This window comes from Thermanaerovibrio velox DSM 12556 (genome assembly GCF_000237825.1).
Classification (GTDB): Bacteria; Synergistota; Synergistia; order Synergistales; family Synergistaceae; genus Thermanaerovibrio; species Thermanaerovibrio velox.
The window spans coordinates 787,819-813,081 of sequence record NZ_CM001377.1; the positions used below are offsets into that span (position 1 = coordinate 787,819).

The following is a 25,263-nucleotide window of genomic DNA, read 5'->3' on the forward strand; positions in this document are numbered from 1 at the left end:
CCAAAGGGTTGCACAAGATTTCCGGTGGCCATAGCGGAGGGGAAACACCCGGTTCCATGCCGAACCCGGCAGTTAAGACCTCCAGCGCCGATGGTACTGCGGGGGGTACCCGTGGGAGAGTAGGTCGCCGCCGGTCCTTTCTTAAAACGGCCTTCCTGACAAACAGGAAGGCCGTGGTTTTTTTCCCCGCCCAAGAACATACCAATGCCCCCTTATATACAAATGCCCGCAGAACAAACCCCAAGGCCATCACAAAACCCCTCTCACCGAAAGGACAAGAGGCGAGGTCATGTAGATCTAAAAATCCGCACCAGCACATCCAGCTAACTTAGATTGTTCAACAGGCCTGACTTCCCTTATTCGACAACCCCTGGCTGGGCCTACCATGATCAACATGACCAACAGCACGTCACAGCAACACCACCATACTCCTTCTATTTATAAAAACATAGCACCGCTAATGCCAGCTAGACTCAATAGAAGGGAATAATCTTATTGGCTTTTTAACTCAAAGTGGGGCTTGTGGCGTGTTGACAAGGAATTATGTTACGAGAATAAATTTTAATTTTAAGGTGTGCAGCGCGTGGATGTATAATATAACACCCTATATATAAGCGGTGGGGTTAGTGGTATAATAAGCTGCAATTAGTATCATGGTTTCTTATATCTTCTGGAGGGGTGCTGAATGGCGGATACCAAGCACATGCGGCTGGGAGACATCTTGATACAGGCCGGCGTTTTGACCGAGAGCACTTTGAACGCAGCCCTTAAGGAGCAGAAGGTAAGCTCCATGCGGCTTGGTGAAATATTAGTTAAAAATAGGCTGGGTCTCGGAGAAGCATTTGGCGGAGGCCCTGAGCCGGCAGCTGAAGGTCCCCTTGGTATCTCTTGCTAGGTACAAGCCCACCCCTGAGGTATTGAAGGTTGTCCCCGAGAGCATGGCAAGGCGCTTAGAGGTTGTGCCCTTGAGCTTGTTGGACAATGGCAAGCTTCTTGTGGCCACTGCGGATCCCCTCAATGTCGTGGCCCTAGATGAGCTCAAGATGGTTACGGGCCGGGAGATAGAGCTCAGCATAGCTATGGTGTCCGAGATAAGGCGGGCATTTGAGCAGTTTTACCGGGTTCACACCACGTTGGAGGAAGCCATGGTAGAGGTTATGGAGGATAAGCCGGCGGACTCGTCTTTGAACCTGGTTGACGTTGGGGTGGATGATGCGCCGGTTGTGAAGCTGGTCAACTCCATAATGGAGGAGGCTGTCAAGGAGGGCACTTCCGACATTCACATAGAGGTCTTTGAAAGGGGTGCCAGGGTTAGGTACAGGATAGACGGAGCTTTGTTCGATTCCCTTGAGTATCCCAAGAACCTGCATCCCGCGGTTTGCTCCAGGATAAAGATCATGAGCGGCATGGACATATCGGAGCGCCGCAGGCCTCAGGACGGAAGAATCCTCTTGAAGGTGGGGAACAAGAGGGTTGACCTTCGTGTCTCCTCCTTGCCGTCCATATTCGGAGAGAAGATAGTCATGCGTCTTTTGGACCAGGACAAGGCAATGGTTGGCTTGGAAAGGTTAGGGTTCAGCCCCGATGAGAGGGCCCTCCTGGAAGATATGGCCTCCCTCCCCTACGGTATCATACTTGTTACGGGCCCCACGGGAAGCGGTAAGTCTACCACCCTTTATTCCCTTCTTGAGGTCATGAACACCCCGGACGTCAACATAATCACCGTGGAGGACCCGGTGGAATATACAATGCCTGGTATTACCCAGGTTCAGGTGAACGAGAAGGCGGGGCTTACGTTTAGCGAGACCCTGCGATCAATACTCCGGCAGGACCCTGACAAGATAATGATAGGAGAGATCAGAGACCAGGAGACCGCTCAGCTGGCCATAAGGGCTGCTTTGACTGGGCACCTGGTTCTATCAACCCTGCACACCAACGATGCTCCTAGCGCCGTGGCCAGGCTTTTAGACATGGGGATACAGCCTTTTATGGTCTCCTCCGCAGTGGTTGGTGTGGTGGCTCAAAGGCTCGCCAGGAGGCTGTGCAGCTCCTGCAAGAAGGAGATGCAACTGCCCGATGCGGTGGCGAGATCCCTTGACCTGCCCCCCGGCACCAGGGTTTTCGCCCCGGTGGGGTGTGATGATTGCAGGAACACCGGCTACAAGGGGCGTACCGCCCTTTTCGAGATACTCTTGGTGGATGAGGAGATAAAGCGGGCCATTGCGGAGGGAGCTCCAGTCTATGAGATCCGAAAGTTAGCCATATCAAAGGGCATGACAACTTTAAGAAAGGCTGGAATTAAAAAGGTCTTAGATGGTATAACTAGTGTTGAAGAGATGATGTCCGAAACCATGCAGTAAACTTTGATCTTCTTTGGAGGTGTAGCATGTCGGTTCCGTCATTGAAGGTTCTTCTGTATGAAATGGTAAAGAGGAAGGCCAGTGACCTTCACATAAGTTCCTCCACCCCCCCCATGTTGAGGGTGGATGGGACGTTGATCCCCTTTGACCTGCCGGACCTTACTCCCAACGACGTAATGGAATATCTGGGGGATCTTTTGCCCCCCGGCAGGCATGAGGAGTTCATTCAGAAGAGGGAGTTGGACTTCAGCTTCACCATGGTATCGTTGGATACAATGCCCCGGTTTCGTGTGAACTGTTTCTTTGAGAAGGGGAACCCTGCCATAGCCATCCGTTCGATCTCCACGGACATAAGGACCATGGAGCAGCTAAAGCTCCCGAGGGAGATGGTGCAGGTGGCGGAGAAGATGCGGGGTCTTTTCCTGGTTACGGGGCCCACCGGGTCTGGTAAGAGCACCACGTTGGCGGCGTTGATCCAGCAGATAAACATGAACAGGTCTTGTCACATAGTTACGGTGGAGGACCCCATAGAGTATGTCTTTAGATCTGAGAGGGCGATGATACATCAGCGGGAGGTTGGGGACGATACCATGTCCTTCTCCGAGGCGTTGCGTCGTGTTCTGCGTCAGGACCCGGATGTGATAATGATCGGAGAGATGCGGGACCTGGAGACTATCTCGGCGGCCATAACCGCGGCGGAGACGGGGCACCTGGTGCTTGCCACCTTGCACACCCCTGACGCGGCCCAGACGGTGGATCGAATTGTGGACGTCTTCCCTCCTTATCAGCAGCAGCAGGTGAGGCTGCAGTTGGCCAACATACTAATAGGCATATGTTCCCAGCAGCTCATACCCTTGGACGGAGGGGGCAGAGTGGTGGCCACCGAGCTTCTTTGGGCTACACCGGGCGTGAGGAACTGCATAAGGGAGGGCAAGACATCTCAGATCAAGAGCATGATGCAGACCGGAAGCTCCATTGGTATGCACTCCATGGATCAGGACCTGGTAAGGCTCTATCGGGAGGGTATCCTATCCAGGGAGGCGGTGGAGCAGTACTGCTTTGACACCAAGGAGGTGGAGCACCTGCTTGGTGGGGCAGTGTTGATGCGATGAAAAAATGATTCCTTGACTTTTGTTTTCTGGGTTGTTAAAATAAGGCTAATCATAGCCGGACTAGGCAGGGGGCACAGGACTTGAAGTTCGAGTACCGAGCTAGGAGCGCCGAGGGGGTTCAGTCAGGGGTCTTGGAGGCGGGCTCCAGGGAGGCTGCGCTCTCTCTCATGAAGGGGAGGGGTTGGGTGCCCCTGGAGTTGAAAGAGGTGCCGGAGGAGGGGAGCAGGCCTTTTGGAGGGTTTTCGTTTCTCCAGCCCAAGGTTAAACTCAAGGACCTTGCGGTGGCCTTCCGGCAGCTTTCCACCATGATATCCGCCGGGATAACCGTAGCGGGGGCTCTTAACATAATCAAGGAACAGGTGCACAGCAGGGCGCTTTCCTCCGCCTTTGAGACGGTATCCAGGGGGGTTATGGGTGGGCGCGGGTTAGCGGACGCCATGAGCGCGGATAAGGCCTTCTCACCTTTGGTGATCTCTCTCATAAGGGCTGGGGAAGAGGGCGGCGTCCTGGATCTCAGCCTCCAGCGATTGGCCACGTTGCTTGAGAAGCAGGAGGCGTTGCGGAAGAAGATATCCTCTGCGTTGGTTTATCCCATGGTGGTCTTGTCCATCTGTGTGATGGTGATGGGGATATTGGTGTTCGTGGTTATTCCGCGGTTTTCCCAGGTCTTTACGCAGATGGGGATAGAGCTTCCGCTGGTGACCCGGTTGGTGTTTGCCTTCGCCCTTGGGGCCCGGGACAATGGGTTTCTCATAGTTTTGATTTTGGCTGTTTTAGCGGTTTTGGTGATGTTGTTGAAGCGGATCCCCGCCTTCAAGGCCAAGTGGGATCGAGTGAAGCTTCGGATTCCCCTGATAGGGGATGTTATATACAAGGGGATAATGGCCCGAAGCTTTAGAACCCTTGGCACTTTGGTGTCCTCTGGGGTGCCGATTCTGAGGTGCCTGGACATGGCTGCGGGGGTGGCTAACAACCACTTTGTAGGAGGAGCTTTCCAAAAGCTTAAGGAAGGAGCTGAAAAGGGTGTGCCGCTCAACATAGTGGCCAAGAGGGAGGCCCTCTTTCCCCCTATGGTGTGCCACATGGTGGCCATAGGGGAGGAGACCGGCAAGCTGGAGGAGATGCTGGAGAAGGTGGCGGACTGGTACGACATGGAGCTGGAGGAGAAGGTCAAGGCCCTCACCTCTGCGCTGGAGCCGATGTTGATACTGTTCGTCGGGGGAGTGGTGGCGGTGGTCGCCATGTCCATATTCTTCCCCATAATAAGCGCCATCCAAAGCCTCATGTAGGGGCTTAAAAAAAGGAGGAGATGTAGATGAAGCAGATGTGGATGAGGTTGTTGGGCAAGAGGCGGAAGGGTTTTACGTTGGTGGAGCTCCTGATCGTCATCATCATCATCGGTATACTTGCGGGGGCTATGTTGCTGGTGGCGGGCAGCGGCACTGACAAGGCGGAGGCCACTAGGATCGTAAGCGACCTGAGGACCGTTAAGAGCGCCGCCATGATGTACTATGCGGATAACGGCAGTTGGACCACGGACCTCAGTCGGCTTAAGTCCTACATGGGAAGCTCTGGCGTGGATACCTCCCAGTTTAAGATGCTCGCTGCTAGCAACGATTACTACATTGGCCGCAACGTGACCAGCTATGGTAACGGTGTTAAGGCCAAGCTGAAGGATATGGCAACCAAGGACAAGAACCTCTTTGGCGGTACCGACAGCGCTGTTAATACCACAGCTTACAACAACGAGAACTGGATTTACATGCAGGTTCGCTAAGTCCTGGGGGTGTTGACGTGAGACGGGGTTTCTCCTTGGTGGAGGCTCTCATATCGCTGGTCATCCTGGCGGTGGTGTTGCTGGTCTTAGGGGCTTCCATAATGATGTCCCACGCCATGGCCATGCGAACCTCTCAGCAGGAGAATGCCCTGTGGCTCGCGGGAGAGGCTTTGGATGCGCTGGAGCGGGGGGGTCTCCCCCCCTCCAGTATTCATCCTTACAGCCTCTCCTGTTCGTCTCAGGATGTGTCGGGCGATAGGGTTCTGGTGGTGGTGGTTAGTTGGGATTCTGCCTCCGGTGCTCGGTCTTTGAGGTTTGAGAGGGTGGTGCCCAGTGATCCGGCCCTTAAGGTCAACTAGCCGGGCTTTCTCCCTTGCGGAGGTCCTGATGGCCCTCCTGGTGGGGGCGATAGCTCTGGTGGGTTCGGTTGCCATGTTTTGGCTTTATATATCTCATTACGAGAGGATAGAGTTTTCGTCCAGGGCAAGGATGAGAGCGGAGGAGGCGGTGGCGGTCCTTCAGGACTGGGTGTTGAACGCTGCGGTTGGGGTTTCCGCGGATAAACCTTCAAAAGCCTTCCCGGGGGTTTCGACGCTTGGCTCGTGGAACGATTTGGTGGAGGTAGTTGACTCCTCGAGGAAGCTTCGGTTGGTTTATGGGGTTCCAAGCGGCATAACTGTGATATCCGTGGATCGGCCGTCGGTTCCGCCGGGTGAAGTTGTTAAAATTGAAGTGACTGATCCACTGCCGGCAGACCTTTATGCCGTTTCCCCCGCTACCCTCAAGGGGTGGCTTGTTTTTCCCTCCGGCAACCTTCCTCTTCGCATAGACTCGGTTAGCGGGAAGACCTTGTCTCTTTCAAATCCCCACTCTGAGGACGTGTTTGTGGTTCCATTTGATGAGGTGTTCTATCCCAGGGCTTTGGTGGCAGAGCAGAAAGACGGTCAGCTGTACGTGGAAGACGTGTCCTTGGGGGCGCCTCAGCCTAGGACGGGGGTTGGGTATGCGGACATCCGGTTCCTTCTCTCTCAGGGGGTGCTCACTTTGCACGTTTTAAGCCGTGGTGATGGCCCCGGTAGGGGTTTGCCGTCCACCTGGCCGTCTTCTTTTGGAACTTCTATTTCTTCCGACGACCAAAAGGGGTATTTGATGCACGTCAGAACCTCTTGGAGGCTGAGAAACCGATGAGAAGGTCCGGATTTGCGTTGCCCACGGTCTTGGTTATCATGGTGGCTGGATTGGGTCTTGTGACCACCGCCTTCTTTTTGGCTAATAACCTGTTCTCTACCACTCAGAGTGTGGTTCAGCAGAAAAAGCTCTATATATCTGCCCAGTCAGGGATCAGCGCCGCAGAAGCGTGGCTTTTGGCAAACACCACCGATAAATCGTTCCCGGATTACGACCTAGCGGCGGATCTTTCTGCGTCTGGTGTTGTCTCGTCCAAGACGATAAAGGGAATCAGCGTGCCCTTCGGCAATTTGGTTGCGGTTGCCTCTGGGGACCAAGGTGTTTTTCGTTTTGAGCAGCAAGGCACCACAGTGACCACCTTTATATACAGGGTTGACTATCCAAACGTGCCGTCCTACACGACGGGGATCCCCCCGAGGCTTGGCGTGCTGGTATATGCTATGACCGCTGATGTTACCCTGGAGCCTACCATGCCGGGTTCCTCTGGTGGTGTGGGTTCCGTTGGAGATGCTGGGAAGTTTAGGCCACCTACCTATGTCATAAGGAGTACCGCTAAGAGGTCTGGTTTTGCCCTGGGGGAGGATAGGGTCATGACAGTAGAGGAAGGCATAATAGGCAGGGAGTGATGAGGATGATCGTAGGCAAATCATTGCGCAAATCATGGATCATCTTTACTGCTCTAGCCCTTTTGGGCGTTGTGTGGGCAGGTGGACTCATGGGGGCTGATGACGTCCTTCTTAATCCTTTCTTTAAAGAGGCTCCTAAGGGAATAGGCGAGGGGGTGCCCCCGAACGTGTTCCTTCTGATAGATACTAGTGCGTCCATGCTGTGGTCCACCAGTGGGGACGTCAACGATGTGCCTGCAAGTGGAACTTGTTACTCAGGGCCTGCCGGGTCTTCGCCGTATTATGTTCTTCCCTCCCCGGTCCCTCACAACCCGGTGGTTGGGGATCCGTATTATTTCTACGAATCCTCGGAGACTTGGTGTACCTATGGGGATGGTTCCCAGCCGTATAAGATGTACACAGGGGAGCAGTATCAGTATTGGGGGAGGGATCTTGACTCGTCCAACAACATAGAGAACGATCCAAACTGTTACGCCCAGGATAACGATTATCTAAGGTACAAGCGTGGGAATAGGGCCAATGGCCTGGTCCCGAACGACAGCAGGGCCTTTAAAATGAAGCTGGTCCTGTGGCGGCTTTTGCGTTCCCCGGATGTGGTGAGGGATGCGGTTGTTGGGGTTGCTACTTATGTCCAACAGGATTATTCCAGTTGGGGGGATAATGGCCTTCCGTGGGCAGACTGGTATCGCGGTGTTACCAAGAGCGGTAGCTTTGCATACAGGGAAGCCAGCTGGCCTAATGGCCGTTTTGGTTATGACAATCCCAATTCTTCCGGCACCGGCGGCAGCGGCATGACCTATTATGGCAGGAGTGTTCGGTTGAGTCGAGGTGTCTTGATCAGCACCAACGAATCCAGCAAGAGGGCCATGTTCATAGTCCAACCCTCCCAGATGTATCAGTTGTCCGGGGGGGCTTACGTGGCCACTCAGGCCAGGGACAAGGTTACCCAGTGGTTTGACGGGGTGGAGGATAGCACCAACAAGGAGCTTCGTTTCGATGGGAAACGGCCGCTTACCCAGTCTATAGCGTTCTCTGAGGGGGCTAACTACAGCAAACTGGAGGGATCCCTTCGGGATTTCTTCTGTGCCCGCAAGAGTGGGGTATATGATATTAACGATTCGCGTCCTTCTGCTGAGCCAACCTACATAAGACAGTGGTGTCAGGGTAACTACGCCATAATACTCACCGCCGGGGGGCAGAACAGGGACAACACGGACCCGGTTGAAGCGGTGAGGGCCCTTTATAATGCCCGCATATCTTACTATGGGTGGGGTGTTGATCCCGCCACTGGATCTTATAGGAAGTCTCAGCCGGTGAAGGTCTTTGTTGTGGCCTTTGTAAACCCCAATCCTACGTCCGACAAGGGGAGACAGCTTAAGCGTACCCTTGAGAAGATGGCGGATGTTGGGGATGATGGCCTGGAGAACGGCTCCGCCTCGCCTTTTTACGCCAACGACGTGGGAGCCCTTATGGATGCCTTCAGGCGTATATTTGACAGCATAAACAGCAATGCCGGCTCCGGCGGAGCCCCGGTGGTGAGCCCACGCAAGGACGGAGAGACCTTTGTGTACTCTTCCTCTTTTTCAGTGCCGAGTTCCAGCAGGGCGATGCAGTGGAAGGGAGACATAGTCTGCTACGGTTTTGATAAGGACGGGAACCAGACGAGAAAGTGGAGCGCCGCGGAGATGCTTAATAAGAGGGAGCATTCCGATAGGGCTTTGCTGGCGGTGGTTAACGGCGAGGGGCTTAAGAGGGTTCTTAACTCCGGATCGTTTAGTTACTTGGATCAGCTGGCATCTCAAATGGGCCTTTCTTCAAGCGGAGCCAGCGCTGCAACCCAGGCTGAGCTTTTCCTTAGGTGGCTCATGGGGGACAGGACCGTTGCGTACGACGCAAACGGTTTTAAGATAAAGTGGGATGAGGACCTGGATGAAAACTATCTTTACAAGAGGGCCGGGCAAAGATATAAGATGGGAGACGTATATCACTCCGGCATGGTGGAACTTACGATATACAACTCCAACGGCGGTAAGGATATAGCGCTTTTTGCCCAGGATAACCTGGGGTTGTTGCATGCGTTTGACGTTTCTAACGGGTCCGAGCGGTGGGCCTTCGCCCCCCCCAACGTCTTGGAGGGACGGCGCATGGTTGGGCTTAAGCAGTTCCAAGGGGCTTGGCTTCAGACCACCGATCCCATGCAGTCCTATTACTCAGTTCCCAGGTACCTTTTGGATGGGCCTTTGGTGGTTGAGAGGACCCGAGAGGGTAAGTATGTGCTGCTCGGGCTTCTTGGAAGGGGGGGGTGTGGATTATATGCCATGGACGTAACATCCCCTTGGTCTCCCAGCTTCCTATGGGCGGTGGAGAACCAGGTTTTTGAGTTCAAGGGAGATTCCTCCATGCCTGGTTTTTCCTCTTCCCCCAAATTGGTGATATGGGGTTCTAAGAGCAGGGAGGTTCTTTCTCACGTCCAGGCTTATGGCACGAAGAGAGATTATCGGGAGCTGCTCTTGTCAACTTCCACCCCCGTGGTGGGGACCTACTTGGGTGAAGACGTTTTGCTCATGGGCAATGGCTATCCTGGACCTTCGGGGATGTCCAAGCAGGGGGCGGTTTACCTCTCATCCCTTTTTACTGGGGATATAAAGAACAAGTTTACCCACTCGGACATGAAATCAGTGGTGGGCTCCCCCAAGGCCTTGGCTCCTTCCGACGGGAGTCGGGAGATCGATCTATTCTACTTTGGGGATCTGTCATCCTCGATTTGGAGGGCCAGTGCCTCAAAGGGACAGGTGTCTTGCATAGTTCCTTCTGGGGTTATACCTGGGGGCATGGGCATATCCCACGGCCTTGCGATAGGCAGGAGCGGTGGGGCATTGTGGATCGCGGGGGTGACTGGCGATGACGGAGGGCTTGACAACCCCTCGGGCACGAGGGCGGTCATGTTCTCCTTCCCCCTGGCCAGGGCGGAGAGCGGTGGTATAACCAAGACAGGTGATCTTAACGGTGTAAACGCTTACGATCAATCCACCGCGGGATCTACGGATGGTTGGTATATGCCCCTGGATCAGTCTGGTGCAAACCGGGAGCGGCCTTCGACCCCGCCGGTCATAAAGAACGGATATGCCCTTTTTGCCACCTTTACTCCTTCCAGCGGTGCCTGTGTGGCCGGGACCGGCCGGCTGTACGCGGTGGATTTAAGAACCGGTAAGAGCGGATGGGGAGGACTTAAGTACCGGGAGGTGGAGAACCTTAAGATAACAGGTATAACCATATATAAGAACAAGATCTACATGGGGGTCCAAAGGTTTGCGGATATCAGTGATAGCGCGCTTAAAAAAGCCTTCGGCAGCGACGCCAAGGCTTCGTGGGATAGCGGCCTTGTAACCATATCCCTGCCACCTAACGTTCCGGCTGACAAGGACAAGGTGGGTAAGTACGACAGGCTCTATTGGAGAAGACGATGATCACTGGCGGGAGGGGTGAAGAGATTGGGCCTTTGGGTTAGAAGGAAGAAGAGGCTGGCGGGGCTCTTTGTCATGGGAGACAAGATCCAATATCTGGCCTTGGATATTAAGCGAGGGGGGCTGTCTGTCAAGGCTATGGCGGAGGTGGACTTGGAGATGGCCCCTTCTCAGCGGGATGTGTGGGCGGATCCTGGCATGTTGGAGAACCGTATGCTCAAGATCAAGAGGGAGGTGGGAGCCCGGTGGTTTAGGAGCGCTGTGTTGGGTATACAGGCGAAGGATGTGATGGTGAAGGTCATACAGCTGCCGCGCATTGAGGATGGAAGGGGACTGAGAGAGCTTTTTAAGATGGATTTTGATAAGCATTTCCCCTTCCCCGCCAGCGAGGCGGTTTTTGATGTTGCCACCATAGAGCACCCGCTGGATGCTGGGGGTGACGTTTCTTATGCGGTTGCCGCGGTTTCCAGGTCCAGACCGGTGGAATCCATCATCGAGGTTTGTGGCAAGGTGGGCCTCATGGTGGATGCGGTGGAGCCAAGCGTGATGGCTGCCTTTCGGGCCATGCAGGGGCCTGAGCCGCCGAGTGAGCGCTGTAATCTATATGTCATGGCGGGTTTTTATTCATCCTTCATAGTGGTTTCATACAAGAATAGTGGGATACTATACAGGAATGTCTCTTATGGTTTTGGCAACGAACGTCCAGATGAGGATGTATTCGTGTCCTTTGCCCGGGAGATATACTCCTCCGCCAACTTCGTAACCACACAGCTCAAGGGACTTGGGGTAGGTAAGATATACATTGGGGGATATGGGCTGAATTATGCGGATGAGATAAAGGAAGCGGTTTCATCCATGACGCTTATACCGGTTGAAACGGTGGATCCTTGGGATCTATGGGAGATCGATGGGGCTCCGGAGGAACGGTGGGGTTGGGATGTCACCTTGGGCCTTGCGCTTAGGGGGGTCGATGACGAATGAAGGTTATGTTGGATCTGAGGCCCGAGGGGATAAGACCCGTGCAAGCTGCCTCCACGGAGGTTAGTGTTGCGTTTGTGCCAATGCTGCTCTTTACCCTTTTCGTGGTTGTGGGTCTGGGTAACATAGGTTGGTCTTCGTATCTCCTTCTCAAGATGGGAGCTGAGAAGGGGGAGGTGGAGGTCAGCATGCAGGAGGCCCAGTCCTTGTCGGATCGTCTTGCGATGCAGATACAGGTCATGGAGAGGAAGAACAAGGCCTTGTCTGAGGGCATCGCGTTTCTGCTAGGAGATGTCCCTGCTTTGGAGGTGCTGACCACCATAAATGGAGCTTCCCCTAGCGAGTTCTTCTTGGAGGGGGTAGAGATCAAGGACGGCCTCTTCTCAGTTGCTGCGGCTGGTAAGGATCAGAACAAGGTCGTTGCATTCAGCACCGCCTTGAATGGTCAGCCGGTCTTTTCCTCGATTTCAATGCCCGTGACGGAGGAGAGGAAAGTGGGCAAGGACACATGGTTGGCCATAACCACCAAGGGAACGGTGTCCGGTTGGAAGGAGTATCTTGATAAGATCCAAGGAGGGGGTGTCGGCAATGAAAAACCTTAAGATATCCTCCCCCCTCCTGGGGCTCATCCTGGTGGTGGTTTTCTTGGGAGGACTGCAGGCCTTTATGGCATACAGGGTGAAGCAGACGGCTGCCGAATTAGCTGAAATGAAGGTTCAGAAGGCCGCGCTGGACTATGTTAACGAGCAGCGGGCCATGAAAGTGGAAGCCCTTAAGAAGGCTGAAGTGGAACTCAGCGACCTTATGGTAAAGCGTTTCAAGGATGGGGTTGATTTTTACGCTTCCCTTAATGCTATCATGAGCAAGAACAAGATGGAAAAGCCTTTGGTGGTGCCGATATCCATGGATCAGGGTGTAGTGGCCGCCAAGGTTGACGTTACCGGAAGCTACAATTCTCTATTGCTGTTTTTGGGAGATATGCGCCAAGGGCCCAAGGGTTTGAGAGTCGACTCCCTATCTGTATCTGCCGCATCTAAGGATCAGGTTAAAGTCTCCATGTCCGTTAGCGGCCTCTTGGAGGTGACAAGCGGTGACCGGTGAAAACACTGAAAGCATTTTTTACCTTTTGAGCCGTAGAACCCCCGAGGGAAGGGGCTGAGGTGGGTTTTTTCGATCATATTCGGTGCCCTTGTCCTAGGGGAAGCTTACGCTGGGTACCTAATAGCGGGAGCATCGTATGTATCTCCTGACACCTTGAGGAGTGCCTCCCCAGAAGTAGCCCAGAAGGATGCCATGGATGAGGTGTCATTCCAAAGGTCTTATATGGAGCTTAGGCGGTCTTCCTTGCAGACTGCACAGCTCGCTACCGCTTCCGGGATAAACCCCTTCAGCAAGCCTCCGATGGCGGTTGAGCTTCCTCCGTTGGATACTTCTCCGGTGCTTCCTGGCGGTAGCCCCATAGCTCCTCCGCCGGAGGTCCAGCCTCCGATGGTCACCGTCAAGGCCATAATGATCTTGGGGGATAAGGCTGCGGCGGTGGCGGACATCGAAGGAGACGGGCAGGCGGTCATACTTAGAGTCGGCTCCTCCTTTGATGGTGGCAGGGGAAGGGTTGTCGGCATAAGCAACTCGGGTGTTAGGTTCCGGTGGAAGGAGAGGATATACGATGCGGCACTCCAGTCCAATTAAAGGTTGTTCTCCCAGGCTGTTTTATCCGAAGAGCTGGGTGGTCCTTAGCATATTGCTGGCGATTTTGATGTTTGGAGCCGGTCAATCCTTTGCTGCACCGGCTGATGTGGTCTCCGGGGACAAAATCCCAATGATAAGCGATGTTAAGTGCGGTCAGGGAGGTAGTGATCTTGCGGTGTTGGAGCTTATAGGCAATATGGTGCCTGCTCCTTCCAAGACCCAGCAGGGTAAGGACGGACTTGAGATGTTCTTCCCCGCATCCCTGGAGCCGTCTTTAAGAAATGTGGTGTTTGAATATCCTCTAGTTAACTTTGTAAGTTTTCGTCCCGATGAGGGCGGGGTTTGGATGGCGGTGGGGTCATCGAAACCCGTTAAGGTTCAGTCGGTTTATGGGGCTGGGACAAGCCGTTTGGTGGTGTCCCTGGTTTCTAACCCAGAGCTTTCTCCGGTTAAGGGACCCAAGAATCCCCCTACCGTGGTGCCCCGTCTTTCTTCTGGCAAGGATCCAATAGCCCTTAGCGTTCCCGTAGATTTAGCCCTTCGGGATGTGGAGCTTAAAGACGTGTTCCGGATGCTTGGGGAGTTCAGCGGTTATAACATAATCTGCGATCCCACCGTGCCTTCTAGCCCAGTGACCCTTACCGTCAAGAGGGTACCTATGAAGGAGGTCTTCGCCTACCTCATGAGGACCTATGACATAACCTATGCGGTGATGGGGAAAACCATCCTGGTGGGCAAGGCGGATGCGTTGGCCAAGTCCTTGGGGCAGGAGAAGACCAAGGCATTTGAGATATCTTACGGGGATATAAAGCAGATATCCGGTCAGGTGCAGACGTTGTTTGACATAACAAAGCCCATTGTGGTGGATGAGCGTCTTAGGCTTCTTTATGTAACTGGCAGGCCGGAGCAGTTGGAGGCGGTGGCTAAGTTCCTGAGCCAGGCGGACCATCCGGGCAAGCAGGTAATGCTCCAGGCCAGGATCGTGGAGGTTAAGGACGATGGCATGAAGGAGCTGGAGTCGGTCATAAACGCGGTATATCGGTATTGGTGGTTCTCGTTCAACAGCAAGGGTGGGGTGGTTGGATATAGCCGAGTTAATGAGGCGTCTATATACAAAAATGATTCCAACCGGGTTACCAAGCCTGGTGCGGCGGATATAAGCGCCATAGCCGAGAGCGGGAACATAAGCATGATAGACGCGGGTATAAGGGCCCTTGAGACCGCGGATAAGGGCAAGGCCCTGGCAAGCCCTTCGGTTGTGGTGGCGGATGGCAAGGAGGCCAAGATAGCGCTTACGGAGAACGTTAAGTACATATCCGCCAGGGATCAGGCGGGTAACCCCACTTACTCGGAGGAGAAGGTAGGTCCATCGATGGAGTTCCTCCCCGTGGTTGGAAGAGACGGGTTCATAACCATCAAGATGACCCTTAAGACCGGAGAGATAACCAAGTACATAAAGGGAGGTTTGGGTGAGCAGGTCCCCCAGACCAGCACCAGAGAGGTTACCTCCTACGTCAGGGTGAGGGATGGGGAGCCGTTTGTGGTGGGAGGTCTTTTCAGAAACTCTGACAAGTACTCGGAGTACAAGATACCTGTTTTGGGGGATATCCCGCTTCTTGGGGAGCTGTTCAAGTCCAGGAGTCGGACCAAGGAGAGGGGAGAGGTGGCCATGATCGTGATCCCGCATATACTTGATGTCCCCACTTCTCCTGTGAAGGCCTCCGATGTGAATACTTTGCAGTAACAGGTTGCTTAACCCTATTTGCCCCAGGGTGGATGTTGGGGTATTATAGGTTAGTGCAACACGGCTTGTGGAGCGTTTGATTTGAAGTCCAGATCGGGAGGTTTTCGTTTATGGCTCAGGTAGTGGACACAAGTGACCTTCGCCCAGGTATGAAGATAAAGTGGGAAGGAGGCATGTGGACCATATTGGAGTGCTCCCATCACAAGATGGGTCGTGGGGGTGCCATAGTTAGGGGTAAGCTTAGAAACCTTGAGACCGGTGCTGCCATTGAGCAGTCCTTCAAGTCCGGTGAGCGGTTCGAGCGGATAGTGTTCGATGAGAAGCCCGCCCAGTACCAGTACCAGGAGGGGGACAACTACGTCTTCATGGACTTGGAGAGTTACGACCAGGTTTACATCCACAGGGATATCCTTGGCGATGTGGCGAAGTACCTGGTGGACAACCTAGAGGTCCAGTTGGAGATGTATGAGGGCAAGATAATGGGTATAGAGCTTCCCAACTCCGTGGTGATGAAGGTGGTGGACACCCCTCCTGGGTTCAAGGGGGACACTGCTTCTGGCAGCGGTAAGCCCGCTACCTTGGAGACCGGTTTGGTGGTGAACGTGCCGTTCTTCGTGGAGAACGGGGAGGAGATAGTGGTGGACACCAGGACCGGTGAATACCTGGAAAGGGCTAAGAAGTAGGGGCTATCGGGGCTTGGGCTTTGACCATCAAGCAGAAGGGGGGAGATGCGGTGTCTTCCAGGGAAAAGATAGCTTACCTTAAGGGGCTTATAGACGGTCTTAAGATCTCGGATCCCGACATTTCCAAGGTTTTGTCGGCGGTGGTGGAGTCCTTGGATGCCCTGGCGGATGAGATAGAGGATCAACGGGGGATCATAATGGATCAGGGGAACGCATTGGAGGAGATCTCCGAGTACCTGGATCAGCTGGACGACGACATATCTTCCTTGGAGGATCGCATTGATCCCTGTTGCTGCGATCACGATGAAGAAGATGATGAGGACGGGGAGGAGTACGTCTCCGTATGTTGTCCCAATTGCCATAAGGATTTCTTTTACGATCCCAGCTCCTACGATGAGGATGAGGACTTGTTGTGTCCCCATTGCGGTGAGCCTTTCAACAGGCCGGAATAGGTGATAGCTTTTCGGCTTTTTGATCCCTAGGAGAGGGGGCTTGTCTTAGCATGGACGATATGGACAACAGGGAGTTCATGGAAGAGGTGGAGTCGGAAGAGGTGGCTGGTGCCTCCGGCAAGGTTAGGATATCCGAGGACGTGGTGGCCCAGATAGCGGTGAAGGCCCTCAGCGGGGTTGAGGGGGTTCGCCCTGCTAGCCCGGGGCTCATGGCTAACCTAAGGTTGGGCAGGAAGGCTACTAACGGAGTTAGGATCTTGCTTTCCGAGGGGGAGTTCCCAGAGGTTCAGGTGGATGCATATGTGGCGGTTCGCTACGGCCTTAGGATCCCTGACGTATGCTGGGATGTTCAGGAAGCCATAAAGGAACAGGTAGAGCGTTATACCGGTTATACCGTGAGGGCGGTCAACGTTTTCGTTCAGGGTATAACCTTCCAGGAGAAGCGAGACGACGAAGGTTATGAGGAGGCACCTTCTTTCATAGAGGAGGATTGACCTTTTAGACTCGTCGCTTCCCGGCCTTCCAATTCCATGGAAGGCCGTTTTTTTGTTAGCTGTTAAGATTAACATAAAAAGAGTGGCGGTCTATACTTCCCTGGGCTTACCATGGGGTGAGAGGGCGTGTGAGCGGACGTTTTGAGCTTTTTGTGATGGGTGGGAAATGGTGACTTGTCCTTCTCTTCCGGCTATGCTTGTGTTCCGTGGGGGGTGTTGGTGCGATGATGTACCTTTGGAAGTCCAATAAGCTCGGTAAGATATGGTTAGATGGTGATGGCATGAGGCGGATCGTGTCGCTTCAACTGCCCGGTGGGTATGTTTGCCAGGAGGTTTCATTCGTTGGTGACATGGACACCATTAACGTATTCATTGGTTTCCCCGAAGGGGAGTCTCAAGAGAAGCTGGACAGGATAGGCAGGCTTTTGGAATCTAGGTTTAAGAGGTCCGGGATAAAGGTGTCGATTCACTGGGTTGAGCGCACCAAGGAAGTGGAGTGCTCATCGCCGCCGCTTTGGCGGACCCCCATCGTTTGGGCCGCTGGGGTTTCCACGTTGGTTGCATTGGCCCAGTTGGGGTTTAAGGGTATAACAAAGACCGTTATCGCGGGATGTCTCTCCTATGGAGTGGCTTGGCTTGCGTTGACAGATGATGGCAGGAAGTTGCTAAACTCCGTGATCAAAGAGGTGAAGAAGGGGAGATGAGTAGGGATCTGCCCAAGAAGCGGCGAAGGGCCAGGGAAATTGCCCTGCAGCTGGGCTATTTAATGGACATGCGTCAGGAGCTGCCGATGGATAAGGTCTTGTCCTCCTTGCCGCTTGAGGAGGAGGAGCCGGAGGTCAGAGATTACGCTACAGCCCTGGTTAGGGGGCTTTTTAAGGAACGGGATATATTGGAAGGCCTGCTTAGGGAGCACCTGGTGGGGTGGCGTCCTGAGAGGATGGTTTCCGTCGATCGGGTTCTGATAAGGCTTGCCCTGTTGGAGGGATACGTGGATAGGTTGGTCCCCTATCCGGTGGCCATATCCGAGGCGGTGGAGTTGGCCAAGCTGTTTGGAACCGATGAGTCTGGGCGGTTCGTTAACGGTGTTCTAGGTCGGATGTTCAAGGATTTATCTAAAGAATCGGGAGAGGCCTCCTCGGATGAGGAAGTCTGACGGGGACGCTGTTTTTGACGTGGACTCCCTTACGGGGAGGATAAGGGAGGTCCTCAAGGCAGGGGAATTTCAAGACATCCTGGTTCAAGGCCAGATAGAGGGGCTTAAAAGGCACTCGAGCGGGCATGTTTACTTTACCCTTTTGGGTAAGGAGTCCAGGATAAGCTGTGCCATGTTCCGTTCTAGCGCCTCTTTGGTGTTGCATTGGCCGGAGGACGGACAGGATGTGGCTGTGCAGGGCGGTTTAGACCTTTACCCCCCTCGGGGGGCCTACCAGCTTATCGTGAGCAGATTATACCCCCTGGGGCAGGGTGATAGGGCCAAGCAGAAGGAGCTTCTTCAAAGAAAGCTTAGGGAAGAAGGGCTTTTCGATGAGCGTTTGAAAAGGCCGATCCCGCCAATACCTTCAAAGGTTGCGGTGATCACTTCTCTTACCGGTGCCGCCCTTCAAGATGTCATAAGGGTCTCCGGGGAGAGGTTCCCGCAGTGCCCTTTGCTCGTAATCCCATCGGTGGTCCAAGGGTTGGAGGCCCCGCGGGCTATCGTTGCGTCCTTAAGGAGGGTTTCTGCCCTTGAGGGCTTGTCCTCCGTCATGCTGGTCCGGGGAGGTGGGTCGAGGGATGACCTGGATCCCTTTGATGACGAGGACGTGGCAAGGGCCATCAGGGCTTGCCCCTTCCCGGTGGTAACCGGGGTTGGGCATCAGGTTGACCTTACCATAGCGGATATGGCGGCGGACCTTTCCGCTCCCACCCCTTCTGGGGCGGCGGAAAGGGTCTTCCCGGATCGAAGGGACCTCTTATCTCGCCTGAATGGTAATGTTAGGTTGTCCAGGTCATCGGTTCAACGGCGCATAAGCACCACAAGGGAAAGGCTGCTTGCCCTTAAGAGCACTATGAACCGGTCCGTGTATCACTCCCTGGACGCTAACCACAAGAGGCTTTCAGCCCTTATAGGGACTTGTAGGTCATCGTTAAGCTTAAAGGTGGTACGGGTTGAGGGGGTGCTTAAAACCCTTGATGCCCGTTTAAACTCCCTTTCTCCCGATTGGATACTCAGGAGGGGATATGTCAAGGTGGAGGATCTGAAGGGACGGAAGATATGCTCCGCCCGAGATCTTGAGGTGGGACAGAGGATGGTTTTAAGGTTCAGGGACGGGTCGGTTTTAGGAGAAGTGATTAAGCCTTTGCCCCCAGGAGGTGACTTCGTAGATGCCTGACTCCTTCAGGTTCTTAAGGGAAGAAACGGCCTTGGAGATATTGGATCAAAGGCTGATCCCCTTTCAGGTTAGCTATTTGAAGTGTACCAGCGCTGACCAGGTGGCCTCCGCAATAGTTTCCATGGCGGTTAGGGGAGCTCCAGCCATAGGCATAGCCGCTGCATTTGGAGTGGCTTTGGATGCGCTGGCGGGCAGAGATGTCGAGAGGGCCATAAGGATATTATGGGCCACAAGGCCTACTGCGGTGAACCTGTTTTGGGCCCTGGATCGCATGAGGTCTATTGCGGGATTGCCCCCCGATATCCGAGGGGATGCCATGTTGAAGGAGGCCCTTTCAATATGGGAGGAGGACCTAAGGATAAACAAGGCCATAGGGGCTAACGGCAGCGTACTCCTGCCTGAGAGGGCCAAGGTCATAACCCATTGCAACACTGGTTCTCTTGCCACCGGAGGGTACGGCACCGCTCTTGGGGTGATCAGGGCTGCTGTTGAGGCCGGTAAGGATGTAGAGGTCTTCGTGGATGAAACCCGTCCCAGGTTTCAGGGGGCGAGGCTTACCGCCTTTGAGCTGTTTTCTGATGGCATAAAGTTCACCGTGATCTGTGATTCCATGGCCCATTGGCTCATGCGAACCCGCAGGATTGATGCGGTGTTGGTGGGGGCTGACAGGGTTGCCATGAACGGTGATGTGGCCAATAAGATCGGAACCTATTCATTGGCTGTGGGGGCCAAACATCATGGGGTCCCCTTTTATGTGGCGGCGCCCTCTTCGACCTTTGATCTCCAGTGCCCATCTGGAGAGGCGATCCCCATAGAGGAGAGGTCTCCAGAGGAGCTTAGGACATTGGGGGCGGAGACGTTGTTCCCGGAGGATTATCCGGTTTGGAATCCCTCCTTTGATGTTACCCCTAATGAGATGATATCCGCCATAATAACCGAGAAGGGAGTGCTTCATCCCCCTTATGGCGCGTCGATAAGATCCGTCCTTGGCTTTGAGGTTTTGAAGCCTTAGTTATCCTGGATAACTATAAAGATAAGAGATTGGAAGGTGATTTTGATGGGCCAGGCAGCGGTCCTCTCCCTGGCGGAGTCCGGGAAAAGGAAGATAGAGTGGGCGTGGAGGTACATGCCGGTGCTTCGGGCTTTAAGGGAGCGTTATTCCCCTTCGGCTCCCTTGGCTGGCCGTAAGCTGGCTTGCTGCCTGCACCTGGAGGCCAAGACCGCATGCCTTCTCCTCACACTTAAGGACCTGGGGGCCACTGTCTTCGCGGCTGGAAGCAACCCCCTGTCCACCCAGGACGACGTTTGTGCCGCCCTTGTGGAGAGAGGGGTTACGGTGTACAGCAAAAGGGGCATGTCAATGGAGGAGTACTCGGAGAACCTTAGGAGGTGTCTCCGGGAAGCTCCAGATTTCATCATAGACGATGGGGCCGATATGGTCTACATGCTTCATTCGGAGATGCCTGAGGTGCTTAGAGGGGTCTTGGGGGGCTGTGAGGAGACCACCACGGGGATAAAACGCCTCAGAGCCATGCATAAAGAGGGGATCCTTAAAATCCCCGTGGTAGCTGTTAATGATGCCCTAAGCAAGTACCTCTTTGATAACCGCTATGGTACCGGTCAATCGGTGTGGGATGCCATATCGAGGCTTACAAATCGGGTGGTGGCCGGCAGCTGTGTGGTGGTGGTGGGTTACGGCTGGTGTGGCAGGGGGGTTGCCAAGCGGGCCCAAGGCCTTGGGGCCAGGGTCATAGTGGTTGAGGTGGACCCCCATAAGGCCTTGGAGGCTCACATGGATGGATTTGGGGTCATGGATATGAAGAGGGCCTCCATGGAAGGTGATTTCTTCGTAACCGTTACCGGTAACGTTAATGCTATACGGGGGGAACACTTTGCCCTTATGAAGAACGGGGCCATATTGGCTAACGCTGGCCACTTTGACGTGGAGATCTCCCTGCCGGACCTAGAGAGGATGAGCCGTTCCGTGGAGGACACTCGGGATGGGGTTAGGACCTACACCATGGAGGATGGAAGGGAGCTGCACTTGTTGGCGGAGGGGCGCCTTGTGAACCTTGCGGGGGGGGATGGCCATCCGGTGGAGATAATGGATTTGAGTTTCTCATCCCAGTTGCTGTCCGCGATGTATTTAATGGATAATCCTATGGATCCAGGGCTCTATCCCATGCCCTGCAAGTTGGACCAGGAGATAGCCAGGATTAAGCTAGAGAGTCTCAACCTATCCCTGGAGGAGCTTACGGACGAGCAGAGGGAGTACCTAGACTCCTTTAGGGATTGAAGCCGGAGGGGATTATCGAGATGGGCTTGCTATTAAGGGATGTTATCCTTTGGGATCCAGAGATGCCGTCCCCCGTAAGGGGTGATCTGGTGGTGGAGGATGGCAAGATATCCGGTATCTTGGGGGTAGGGGAAGGGGATGGCGAGCTTCTCCTGGACGGGGGCGGTAAGTTTGCGGTTCTGCCTGGATTTGTGAATGCCCACACCCACGTGGCCATGGTCTTGTTGAGGGGGTTGGGAGAGGAGCTACCCCTCATGGATTGGCTTAGGGAAAGGATATGGCCAGTGGAGGCTCGGCTTAAGGCAGAGCACGTCTTAAATGGAACCTTGCTGGCGACCCTTGAGATGATATCCACCGGTACCGTGGCATTTGGGGACATGTACTTCTTCATGGATCAGGTGGCGGAGGGCACCATCAAGAGCGGGCTCAAGGCCAACCTTTCCAGGGGTATCACCGGTGATGACCCGTCTAAGCTGGAGGACGGGCTTGCATTGGTGAGGAATTTGAGCGGAAGACGTGATCTCGTTGGCTTCTTTGGCCCCCATGCGCCCTATACGGTTCCGCCGGATTTCCTTGCCGAGGTGGGGAGGCTGGCTGTCAAGGAGGGGGCAGGAGTCCACACCCATTGGCTTGAGACCACCTGGGAGGATAACTACATAAGGGAAGAGCTCAAGGTTGATCCGGTGGAGCTTCTGGCTAGCAGCGGGCTGCTTGAGGTAAAGAGCCTCATCTTGGCCCATGGGGTTTGGTTTAGGGAGGAGCACATGCCCCATCTGGCCAGGGACAACGTCACGGTGGTGCACAATCCGTCGAGCAACATGAAGCTGGGGAGCGGTTTTGCCCCCCTGCGCTGCATGCTTGAGAACGGTGTCCGGGTGGCTCTTGGTACCGATGGGGCGGCCAGCAACAACCGCCTGGATATGTGGGGGGAGCTGCGTTTGGCTGCCCTTATACATAAGGGGATCGGGAAGGATCCCACAGCCATATCCGCAAGAGAGGCCTTGCGGATGGCCACTCGGAACGGAGCGTTGGCTTTAGGATTCCAGGATGTGGGCCTCATAAGAGAGGGGTTCTCTGCGGACGTTATGGTGGTAGACCTTAGGGGACCTCACTACATGGGAGTGTCGGAGGCGACCTTGCCGGAGTACTTGGTTTATGCGGGTTCCTCATCGGATGTGCACATGGTTATGGTGGGGGGCCGGGTGCTCTATCGGGAGGGAAGGTTCCCGCACCTGGACCCTGAGAAGATAATCCAAAAGGCTTTGCGAAGCCGAGAGGAACTTTTGAAGCCTTAAGCCCTTTACCTGGGTGAACACCAGGGGCAGGGCCGGTTTCGTAGATAAATTTTTAAAGCTAAGCTAAATGGGGGTATGGCTGGTGAAGTGGCGATCTGCTGCAGAGTTAAGAGAGATGTTTCTGTCCTTCTTTGAGGAAAAGGGCTGTGTTAGGTATCCAAGCGCTTCGCTGATACCGGACGATCCGACCCTTCTTTTTACGATAGCTGGCATGGTGCCCTTCAAGCCCTATTTCCTCGGTCTTAAGCTCCCGAGCCACACTCGTGTTACCACTGCGCAGAAGTGCATAAGGACCAACGACATAGATAACGTTGGCAGGACCGCCAGGCATCACACGTTTTTTGAGATGCTGGGCAACTTCAGCTTTGGCGATTACTTCAAGGCGGAGATCATCCCATGGGCGTGGGAGTTCCTAACCCAGCGGGTTGGGATGGAACCGGACAGGATGTATGTGACCATATACAGGGATGACGATGAGGCGGAGTCGATTTGGATGAACTCCGTTGGTATCCCTAAGGACAGGATAATTCGCATGGGAGAGGAAGATAACTTCTGGGCCGCTGGCCCCGTGGGGCCCTGCGGCCCATGCTCAGAGATAATCTATGACCAGGGACCGGAGTTCTCTTGCGGTAAGCCCACCTGTGGGGTCGGCTGCGACTGTGACAGGTACCTTGAGGTGTGGAACCTGGTGTTCATGCAGTACAACCGGGACGAGGCGGGCAATCTTACCCCCCTTCCCAAGAAGAACATAGACACCGGCATGGGGCTTGAGAGGCTTGCCTCGGTGGTGCAGCGGGTGAAGACCGACTTTGAGACGGATCTTTTCCGGCCCCTTATAGACAAGGCCTGCTCCCTTGGAGGGGTTTCATATGGCGCTTCTCCCAAGGCTGACCTCGCGGTACGGGTGATATCCGATCACGTGAGGGCCGCCGCTTTCCTGGTGGCCGATGGGGTTCTGCCCTCAAACGAGGGAGCCGGGTATGTCTTAAGGCGCCTTATCAGGAGGGCGATCCGCTTTGGCCGGTTGATAGGGATTGATGGGCCGTTCATTAAAGAGATCCTTCCGGTGGTGGAGCAGCTCATGGGTGATCCCTATACGGAGCTGTTGGAACATAGGGCCACCATCTATCAGGTTTTGGATCTTGAGGAGGGACGCTTCTTAAGGACCCTGGAGCAGGGAAGTGCCCTCCTGGAAGAAGAGCTATCGCGGCTTAAGGCCGGAGGGGAGACCGTTTTTCCGGGACAGACGGCTTTTGAACTTTACGACACCTATGGTTTTCCATTTGAGCTAACCGCGGAGATATGTGCGGAACATGGGATGAAGGTGGATTCCACGGCGTTTGAGGAGGCCATGGAGCGTCAGCGGGAGATGGCCCGATCGGGGAGCAAGCACTCCTCCGCTGTGCTCAAGCGCACCGTTTACTCCGATGTTCTAGCCCACGGCAAAACAGTTTTCGTGGGGTATGAAACCGAGGAAGCGGAGTCCTCCGTGGTTGCCATTGTGGCGGATGGCAAGGCGGTGGATCATGCCTCCGCCGGAGAGTCCGTTGAGGTTTTCCTTAAGGAGACCCCCTTCTACGGAGAGAAGGGAGGACAGGTGGGGGACCGGGGTGTCATCCTCTGGGAAGGCGGGGAGGCCCAAGTGGAGGACGTCCAGTGCCCGATGGATGGTCTCATATCCCATAAGGTGATGGTGCTTAAGGGATCCCTCCAGGCGGGGCAATCGGTTAAGTGCCAGGTGGATTCAAAGAGGCGGTGGCACATAAGGCGGCATCATACCGCTACTCACTTGTTGCACGAGGCTCTATCAAGGGTTCTTGGAGGGCACGTGAGACAGAGCGGGTCATTGGTGTCGGAGGACATGCTTCGTTTCGACTTCAATCACTTTGCCCCCATGTCCCCGGAGGAGATAGCCAAGGTGGAGGACGTCATAAACCAGGTTGTTTTGATGGACCTGCCGGTTTCCACGGTGGAGACCGATTTGGATTCTGCTAAGGCAATGGGGGCGAAGGCGCTTTTCGATGAGAAGTACGGGGATACTGTCAGGGTGGTATCGGTTAAGGATTTCTCAACGGAGCTTTGCGGGGGTACACACGTTCACTCCACCGGTCAGATAGGGCTCTTCAAGATCCAGCGGGAGGAGGGGATCGGTTCTGGGCTTAGGCGGATAACCGCCACGGCTGGAATGGCTTCCCTTGAGGGGTATCGAAGAGCCTTCGATGTCTTAAAGAGCGCCTCGTCGATCCTCGGGGTAGAACCCGACGGGCTGCCTAAGCGGTTGGAAGAGCTTATTAAAGAGGTAAGGGGGCTGGAAAAGGAGCTTAAACAGCTTAGGCTGTCCCTTAGCACCGGTGAGATTGAGAGAGAGCTGTCATCCCCTATCAACGTTAAGGGGGTAAACGTGGTGACGTTCTTCACCGAGGGAGCCGACGGGGATGCTTTAAGGGCCATGGGGGATATGGTGAAGGGCCGTTACCCCGCGTCCGTCTCCGTTATGGTATCGAAGAACGACTCCAAGTTTTTGGTGGTGGTGATGGTCTCCGATGAAGCGGTATCCAGGGGTATTAAAGCTGGTGCCCTCATCAAGGAGTTGGGAGCCCTTTGGGGATTCAATGCGGGGGGGAAGGCCAACACTGCGCAGGGAGGCGGGGTCTGGAGTGACCAGGTGTCTCAAAGGGTATCTTCTATCAAGGAAGACGTGGAGAAGATAATAGGGGGAATGATCTAAGG

At 54.5% G+C, this 25,263-nt stretch carries 24 protein-coding genes and 1 rRNA gene; all 25 read left to right on the top strand.

The window, feature by feature from the left end; all coding sequences use genetic code 11:
- Positions 1-20 precede the first annotated feature (20 nt).
- The 25 genes from rrf to alaS all read left to right on the top strand — a co-directional run bounded on the left by rrf (position 21) and on the right by alaS (position 25,261).
- A 5S ribosomal RNA gene (rrf, locus tag THEVEDRAFT_RS03720) occupies positions 21-136 on the top strand.
- A 549-nt stretch (positions 137-685) separates the two neighbouring features.
- Entirely contained in the window at positions 686-895 is a 210-nt protein-coding gene (locus tag THEVEDRAFT_RS10345; protein ID WP_483754774.1) for a cyclic di-GMP-binding domain-containing protein, MshE-related, read from the top strand.
- Positions 879-2,360 (top strand): GspE/PulE family protein, encoded by a 1,482-nt coding sequence (locus tag THEVEDRAFT_RS03725; protein WP_483754775.1) that lies wholly within the window; start codon positions 879-881, stop codon positions 2,358-2,360. Before THEVEDRAFT_RS10345 ends, THEVEDRAFT_RS03725 begins: the two co-directional genes overlap by 17 nt.
- Positions 2,361-2,386: 26 nt before the next feature.
- On the top strand, positions 2,387-3,472 hold the full coding sequence (locus THEVEDRAFT_RS03730; protein ID WP_006583389.1) for a type IV pilus twitching motility protein PilT: 1,086 nt from the start codon (positions 2,387-2,389) through the stop codon (positions 3,470-3,472).
- 80 nt (positions 3,473-3,552) lie between these two features.
- Positions 3,553-4,761 (top strand): type II secretion system F family protein, encoded by a 1,209-nt coding sequence (locus THEVEDRAFT_RS03735; protein ID WP_006583390.1) that lies wholly within the window; start codon positions 3,553-3,555, stop codon positions 4,759-4,761.
- Between the two features lie 26 nt (positions 4,762-4,787).
- Entirely contained in the window at positions 4,788-5,249 is a 462-nt protein-coding gene (locus THEVEDRAFT_RS09145; RefSeq protein WP_006583391.1) for a prepilin-type N-terminal cleavage/methylation domain-containing protein, read from the top strand.
- A 17-nt stretch (positions 5,250-5,266) separates the two neighbouring features.
- Positions 5,267-5,608 carry a prepilin-type N-terminal cleavage/methylation domain-containing protein gene (locus THEVEDRAFT_RS03745; protein WP_006583392.1) on the top strand — a complete coding sequence of 114 codons (342 nt, stop codon included), beginning with the start codon at positions 5,267-5,269 and terminating at the stop codon, positions 5,606-5,608.
- Complete coding sequence (locus THEVEDRAFT_RS03750) at positions 5,583-6,437, top strand: type IV pilus modification PilV family protein (RefSeq protein ID WP_040825283.1); 855 nt, start codon at positions 5,583-5,585, stop codon at positions 6,435-6,437. The genes THEVEDRAFT_RS03745 and THEVEDRAFT_RS03750 overlap by 26 nt, the downstream gene beginning before the upstream one ends.
- Positions 6,434-7,063 (top strand): hypothetical protein, encoded by a 630-nt coding sequence (locus tag THEVEDRAFT_RS03755; protein ID WP_006583394.1) that lies wholly within the window; start codon positions 6,434-6,436, stop codon positions 7,061-7,063. The genes THEVEDRAFT_RS03750 and THEVEDRAFT_RS03755 overlap by 4 nt, the downstream gene beginning before the upstream one ends.
- Before the next feature lie 167 nt (positions 7,064-7,230).
- On the top strand, positions 7,231-10,530 hold the full coding sequence (locus THEVEDRAFT_RS03760; RefSeq protein ID WP_245522725.1) for a pilus assembly protein: 3,300 nt from the start codon (positions 7,231-7,233) through the stop codon (positions 10,528-10,530).
- Between the two features lie 15 nt (positions 10,531-10,545).
- Positions 10,546-11,508 carry a type IV pilus biogenesis protein PilM gene (gene pilM / locus THEVEDRAFT_RS03765; RefSeq protein WP_245522726.1) on the top strand — a complete coding sequence of 321 codons (963 nt, stop codon included), beginning with the start codon at positions 10,546-10,548 and terminating at the stop codon, positions 11,506-11,508.
- The gene (locus THEVEDRAFT_RS03770; RefSeq protein WP_006583397.1) at positions 11,505-12,107 is read left to right on the top strand and encodes a hypothetical protein; all 603 of its coding nucleotides are present in this window, start codon (positions 11,505-11,507) and stop codon (positions 12,105-12,107) included. The genes pilM and THEVEDRAFT_RS03770 overlap by 4 nt, the downstream gene beginning before the upstream one ends.
- A complete protein-coding gene (locus THEVEDRAFT_RS03775; protein ID WP_006583398.1) occupies positions 12,094-12,606 on the top strand; it encodes a hypothetical protein in 513 nt (170 codons plus the stop codon). Before THEVEDRAFT_RS03770 ends, THEVEDRAFT_RS03775 begins: the two co-directional genes overlap by 14 nt.
- Before the next feature lie 222 nt (positions 12,607-12,828).
- The gene (locus tag THEVEDRAFT_RS09565; RefSeq protein WP_172634022.1) at positions 12,829-13,194 is read left to right on the top strand and encodes a hypothetical protein; all 366 of its coding nucleotides are present in this window, start codon (positions 12,829-12,831) and stop codon (positions 13,192-13,194) included.
- 130 nt (positions 13,195-13,324) lie between these two features.
- Positions 13,325-14,938: a type II secretion system protein GspD gene (locus tag THEVEDRAFT_RS03785; RefSeq protein WP_245522727.1), complete on the top strand. Its 1,614-nt coding sequence runs from the start codon at positions 13,325-13,327 to the stop codon at positions 14,936-14,938.
- A 110-nt stretch (positions 14,939-15,048) separates the two neighbouring features.
- Positions 15,049-15,621 carry an elongation factor P gene (gene efp, locus THEVEDRAFT_RS03790; protein WP_006583400.1) on the top strand — a complete coding sequence of 191 codons (573 nt, stop codon included), beginning with the start codon at positions 15,049-15,051 and terminating at the stop codon, positions 15,619-15,621.
- 50 nt (positions 15,622-15,671) lie between these two features.
- Positions 15,672-16,073: a CD1247 N-terminal domain-containing protein gene (locus THEVEDRAFT_RS03795; RefSeq protein ID WP_006583401.1), complete on the top strand. Its 402-nt coding sequence runs from the start codon at positions 15,672-15,674 to the stop codon at positions 16,071-16,073.
- Between the two features lie 50 nt (positions 16,074-16,123).
- Positions 16,124-16,567: an Asp23/Gls24 family envelope stress response protein gene (locus THEVEDRAFT_RS03800; protein WP_006583402.1), complete on the top strand. Its 444-nt coding sequence runs from the start codon at positions 16,124-16,126 to the stop codon at positions 16,565-16,567.
- Between the two features lie 206 nt (positions 16,568-16,773).
- Positions 16,774-17,271, top strand: coding sequence for a hypothetical protein (locus THEVEDRAFT_RS03805; RefSeq protein ID WP_245522755.1), 498 nt, complete (start codon positions 16,774-16,776; stop codon positions 17,269-17,271).
- Positions 17,268-17,723 carry a transcription antitermination factor NusB gene (gene nusB, locus THEVEDRAFT_RS03810; RefSeq protein WP_006583404.1) on the top strand — a complete coding sequence of 152 codons (456 nt, stop codon included), beginning with the start codon at positions 17,268-17,270 and terminating at the stop codon, positions 17,721-17,723. The genes THEVEDRAFT_RS03805 and nusB overlap by 4 nt, the downstream gene beginning before the upstream one ends.
- Positions 17,710-18,942 (top strand): exodeoxyribonuclease VII large subunit, encoded by a 1,233-nt coding sequence (xseA, locus tag THEVEDRAFT_RS03815; RefSeq protein ID WP_006583405.1) that lies wholly within the window; start codon positions 17,710-17,712, stop codon positions 18,940-18,942. The genes nusB and xseA overlap by 14 nt, the downstream gene beginning before the upstream one ends.
- Positions 18,935-19,954, top strand: coding sequence for an S-methyl-5-thioribose-1-phosphate isomerase (mtnA, locus tag THEVEDRAFT_RS03820; RefSeq protein ID WP_006583406.1), 1,020 nt, complete (start codon positions 18,935-18,937; stop codon positions 19,952-19,954). Before xseA ends, mtnA begins: the two co-directional genes overlap by 8 nt.
- A gap of 45 nt (positions 19,955-19,999) precedes the next feature.
- Positions 20,000-21,238 (top strand): adenosylhomocysteinase, encoded by a 1,239-nt coding sequence (locus tag THEVEDRAFT_RS03825; protein ID WP_006583407.1) that lies wholly within the window; start codon positions 20,000-20,002, stop codon positions 21,236-21,238.
- A 20-nt stretch (positions 21,239-21,258) separates the two neighbouring features.
- Positions 21,259-22,533 carry an amidohydrolase gene (locus THEVEDRAFT_RS03830; RefSeq protein WP_040825288.1) on the top strand — a complete coding sequence of 425 codons (1,275 nt, stop codon included), beginning with the start codon at positions 21,259-21,261 and terminating at the stop codon, positions 22,531-22,533.
- Positions 22,534-22,615: 82 nt separating this feature from the next.
- Positions 22,616-25,261: an alanine--tRNA ligase gene (gene alaS, locus THEVEDRAFT_RS03835; protein WP_006583409.1), complete on the top strand. Its 2,646-nt coding sequence runs from the start codon at positions 22,616-22,618 to the stop codon at positions 25,259-25,261.
- Positions 25,262-25,263: the final 2 nt, after the last annotated feature.

What these genes read in the sequence shown, in the direction of transcription:
- THEVEDRAFT_RS03730 (WP_006583389.1), top strand. Translation starts at nt 2,387, where the DNA reads ATGTCGGTTCCGTCATTGAAGGTTCTTCTGTATGAAATGGTAAAGAGG.
- THEVEDRAFT_RS03785 (WP_245522727.1), top strand. Translation starts at nt 13,325, where the DNA reads ATGATAAGCGATGTTAAGTGCGGTCAGGGAGGTAGTGATCTTGCGGTG.
- THEVEDRAFT_RS03825 (WP_006583407.1), top strand. Translation starts at nt 20,000, where the DNA reads ATGGGCCAGGCAGCGGTCCTCTCCCTGGCGGAGTCCGGGAAAAGGAAG.
- THEVEDRAFT_RS03755 (WP_006583394.1), top strand. Translation starts at nt 6,434, where the DNA reads ATGAGAAGGTCCGGATTTGCGTTGCCCACGGTCTTGGTTATCATGGTG.
- THEVEDRAFT_RS03770 (WP_006583397.1), top strand. Translation starts at nt 11,505, where the DNA reads ATGAAGGTTATGTTGGATCTGAGGCCCGAGGGGATAAGACCCGTGCAA.
- efp (WP_006583400.1), top strand. Translation starts at nt 15,049, where the DNA reads ATGGCTCAGGTAGTGGACACAAGTGACCTTCGCCCAGGTATGAAGATA.
- THEVEDRAFT_RS09145 (WP_006583391.1), top strand. Translation starts at nt 4,788, where the DNA reads ATGAAGCAGATGTGGATGAGGTTGTTGGGCAAGAGGCGGAAGGGTTTT.
- THEVEDRAFT_RS09565 (WP_172634022.1), top strand. Translation starts at nt 12,829, where the DNA reads ATGGAGCTTAGGCGGTCTTCCTTGCAGACTGCACAGCTCGCTACCGCT.
- xseA (WP_006583405.1), top strand. Translation starts at nt 17,710, where the DNA reads ATGAGGAAGTCTGACGGGGACGCTGTTTTTGACGTGGACTCCCTTACG.
- mtnA (WP_006583406.1), top strand. Translation starts at nt 18,935, where the DNA reads ATGCCTGACTCCTTCAGGTTCTTAAGGGAAGAAACGGCCTTGGAGATA.
- THEVEDRAFT_RS03775 (WP_006583398.1), top strand. Translation starts at nt 12,094, where the DNA reads ATGAAAAACCTTAAGATATCCTCCCCCCTCCTGGGGCTCATCCTGGTG.
- THEVEDRAFT_RS10345 (WP_483754774.1), top strand. Translation starts at nt 686, where the DNA reads ATGGCGGATACCAAGCACATGCGGCTGGGAGACATCTTGATACAGGCC.
- nusB (WP_006583404.1), top strand. Translation starts at nt 17,268, where the DNA reads ATGAGTAGGGATCTGCCCAAGAAGCGGCGAAGGGCCAGGGAAATTGCC.
- THEVEDRAFT_RS03800 (WP_006583402.1), top strand. Translation starts at nt 16,124, where the DNA reads ATGGACGATATGGACAACAGGGAGTTCATGGAAGAGGTGGAGTCGGAA.
- THEVEDRAFT_RS03830 (WP_040825288.1), top strand. Translation starts at nt 21,259, where the DNA reads ATGGGCTTGCTATTAAGGGATGTTATCCTTTGGGATCCAGAGATGCCG.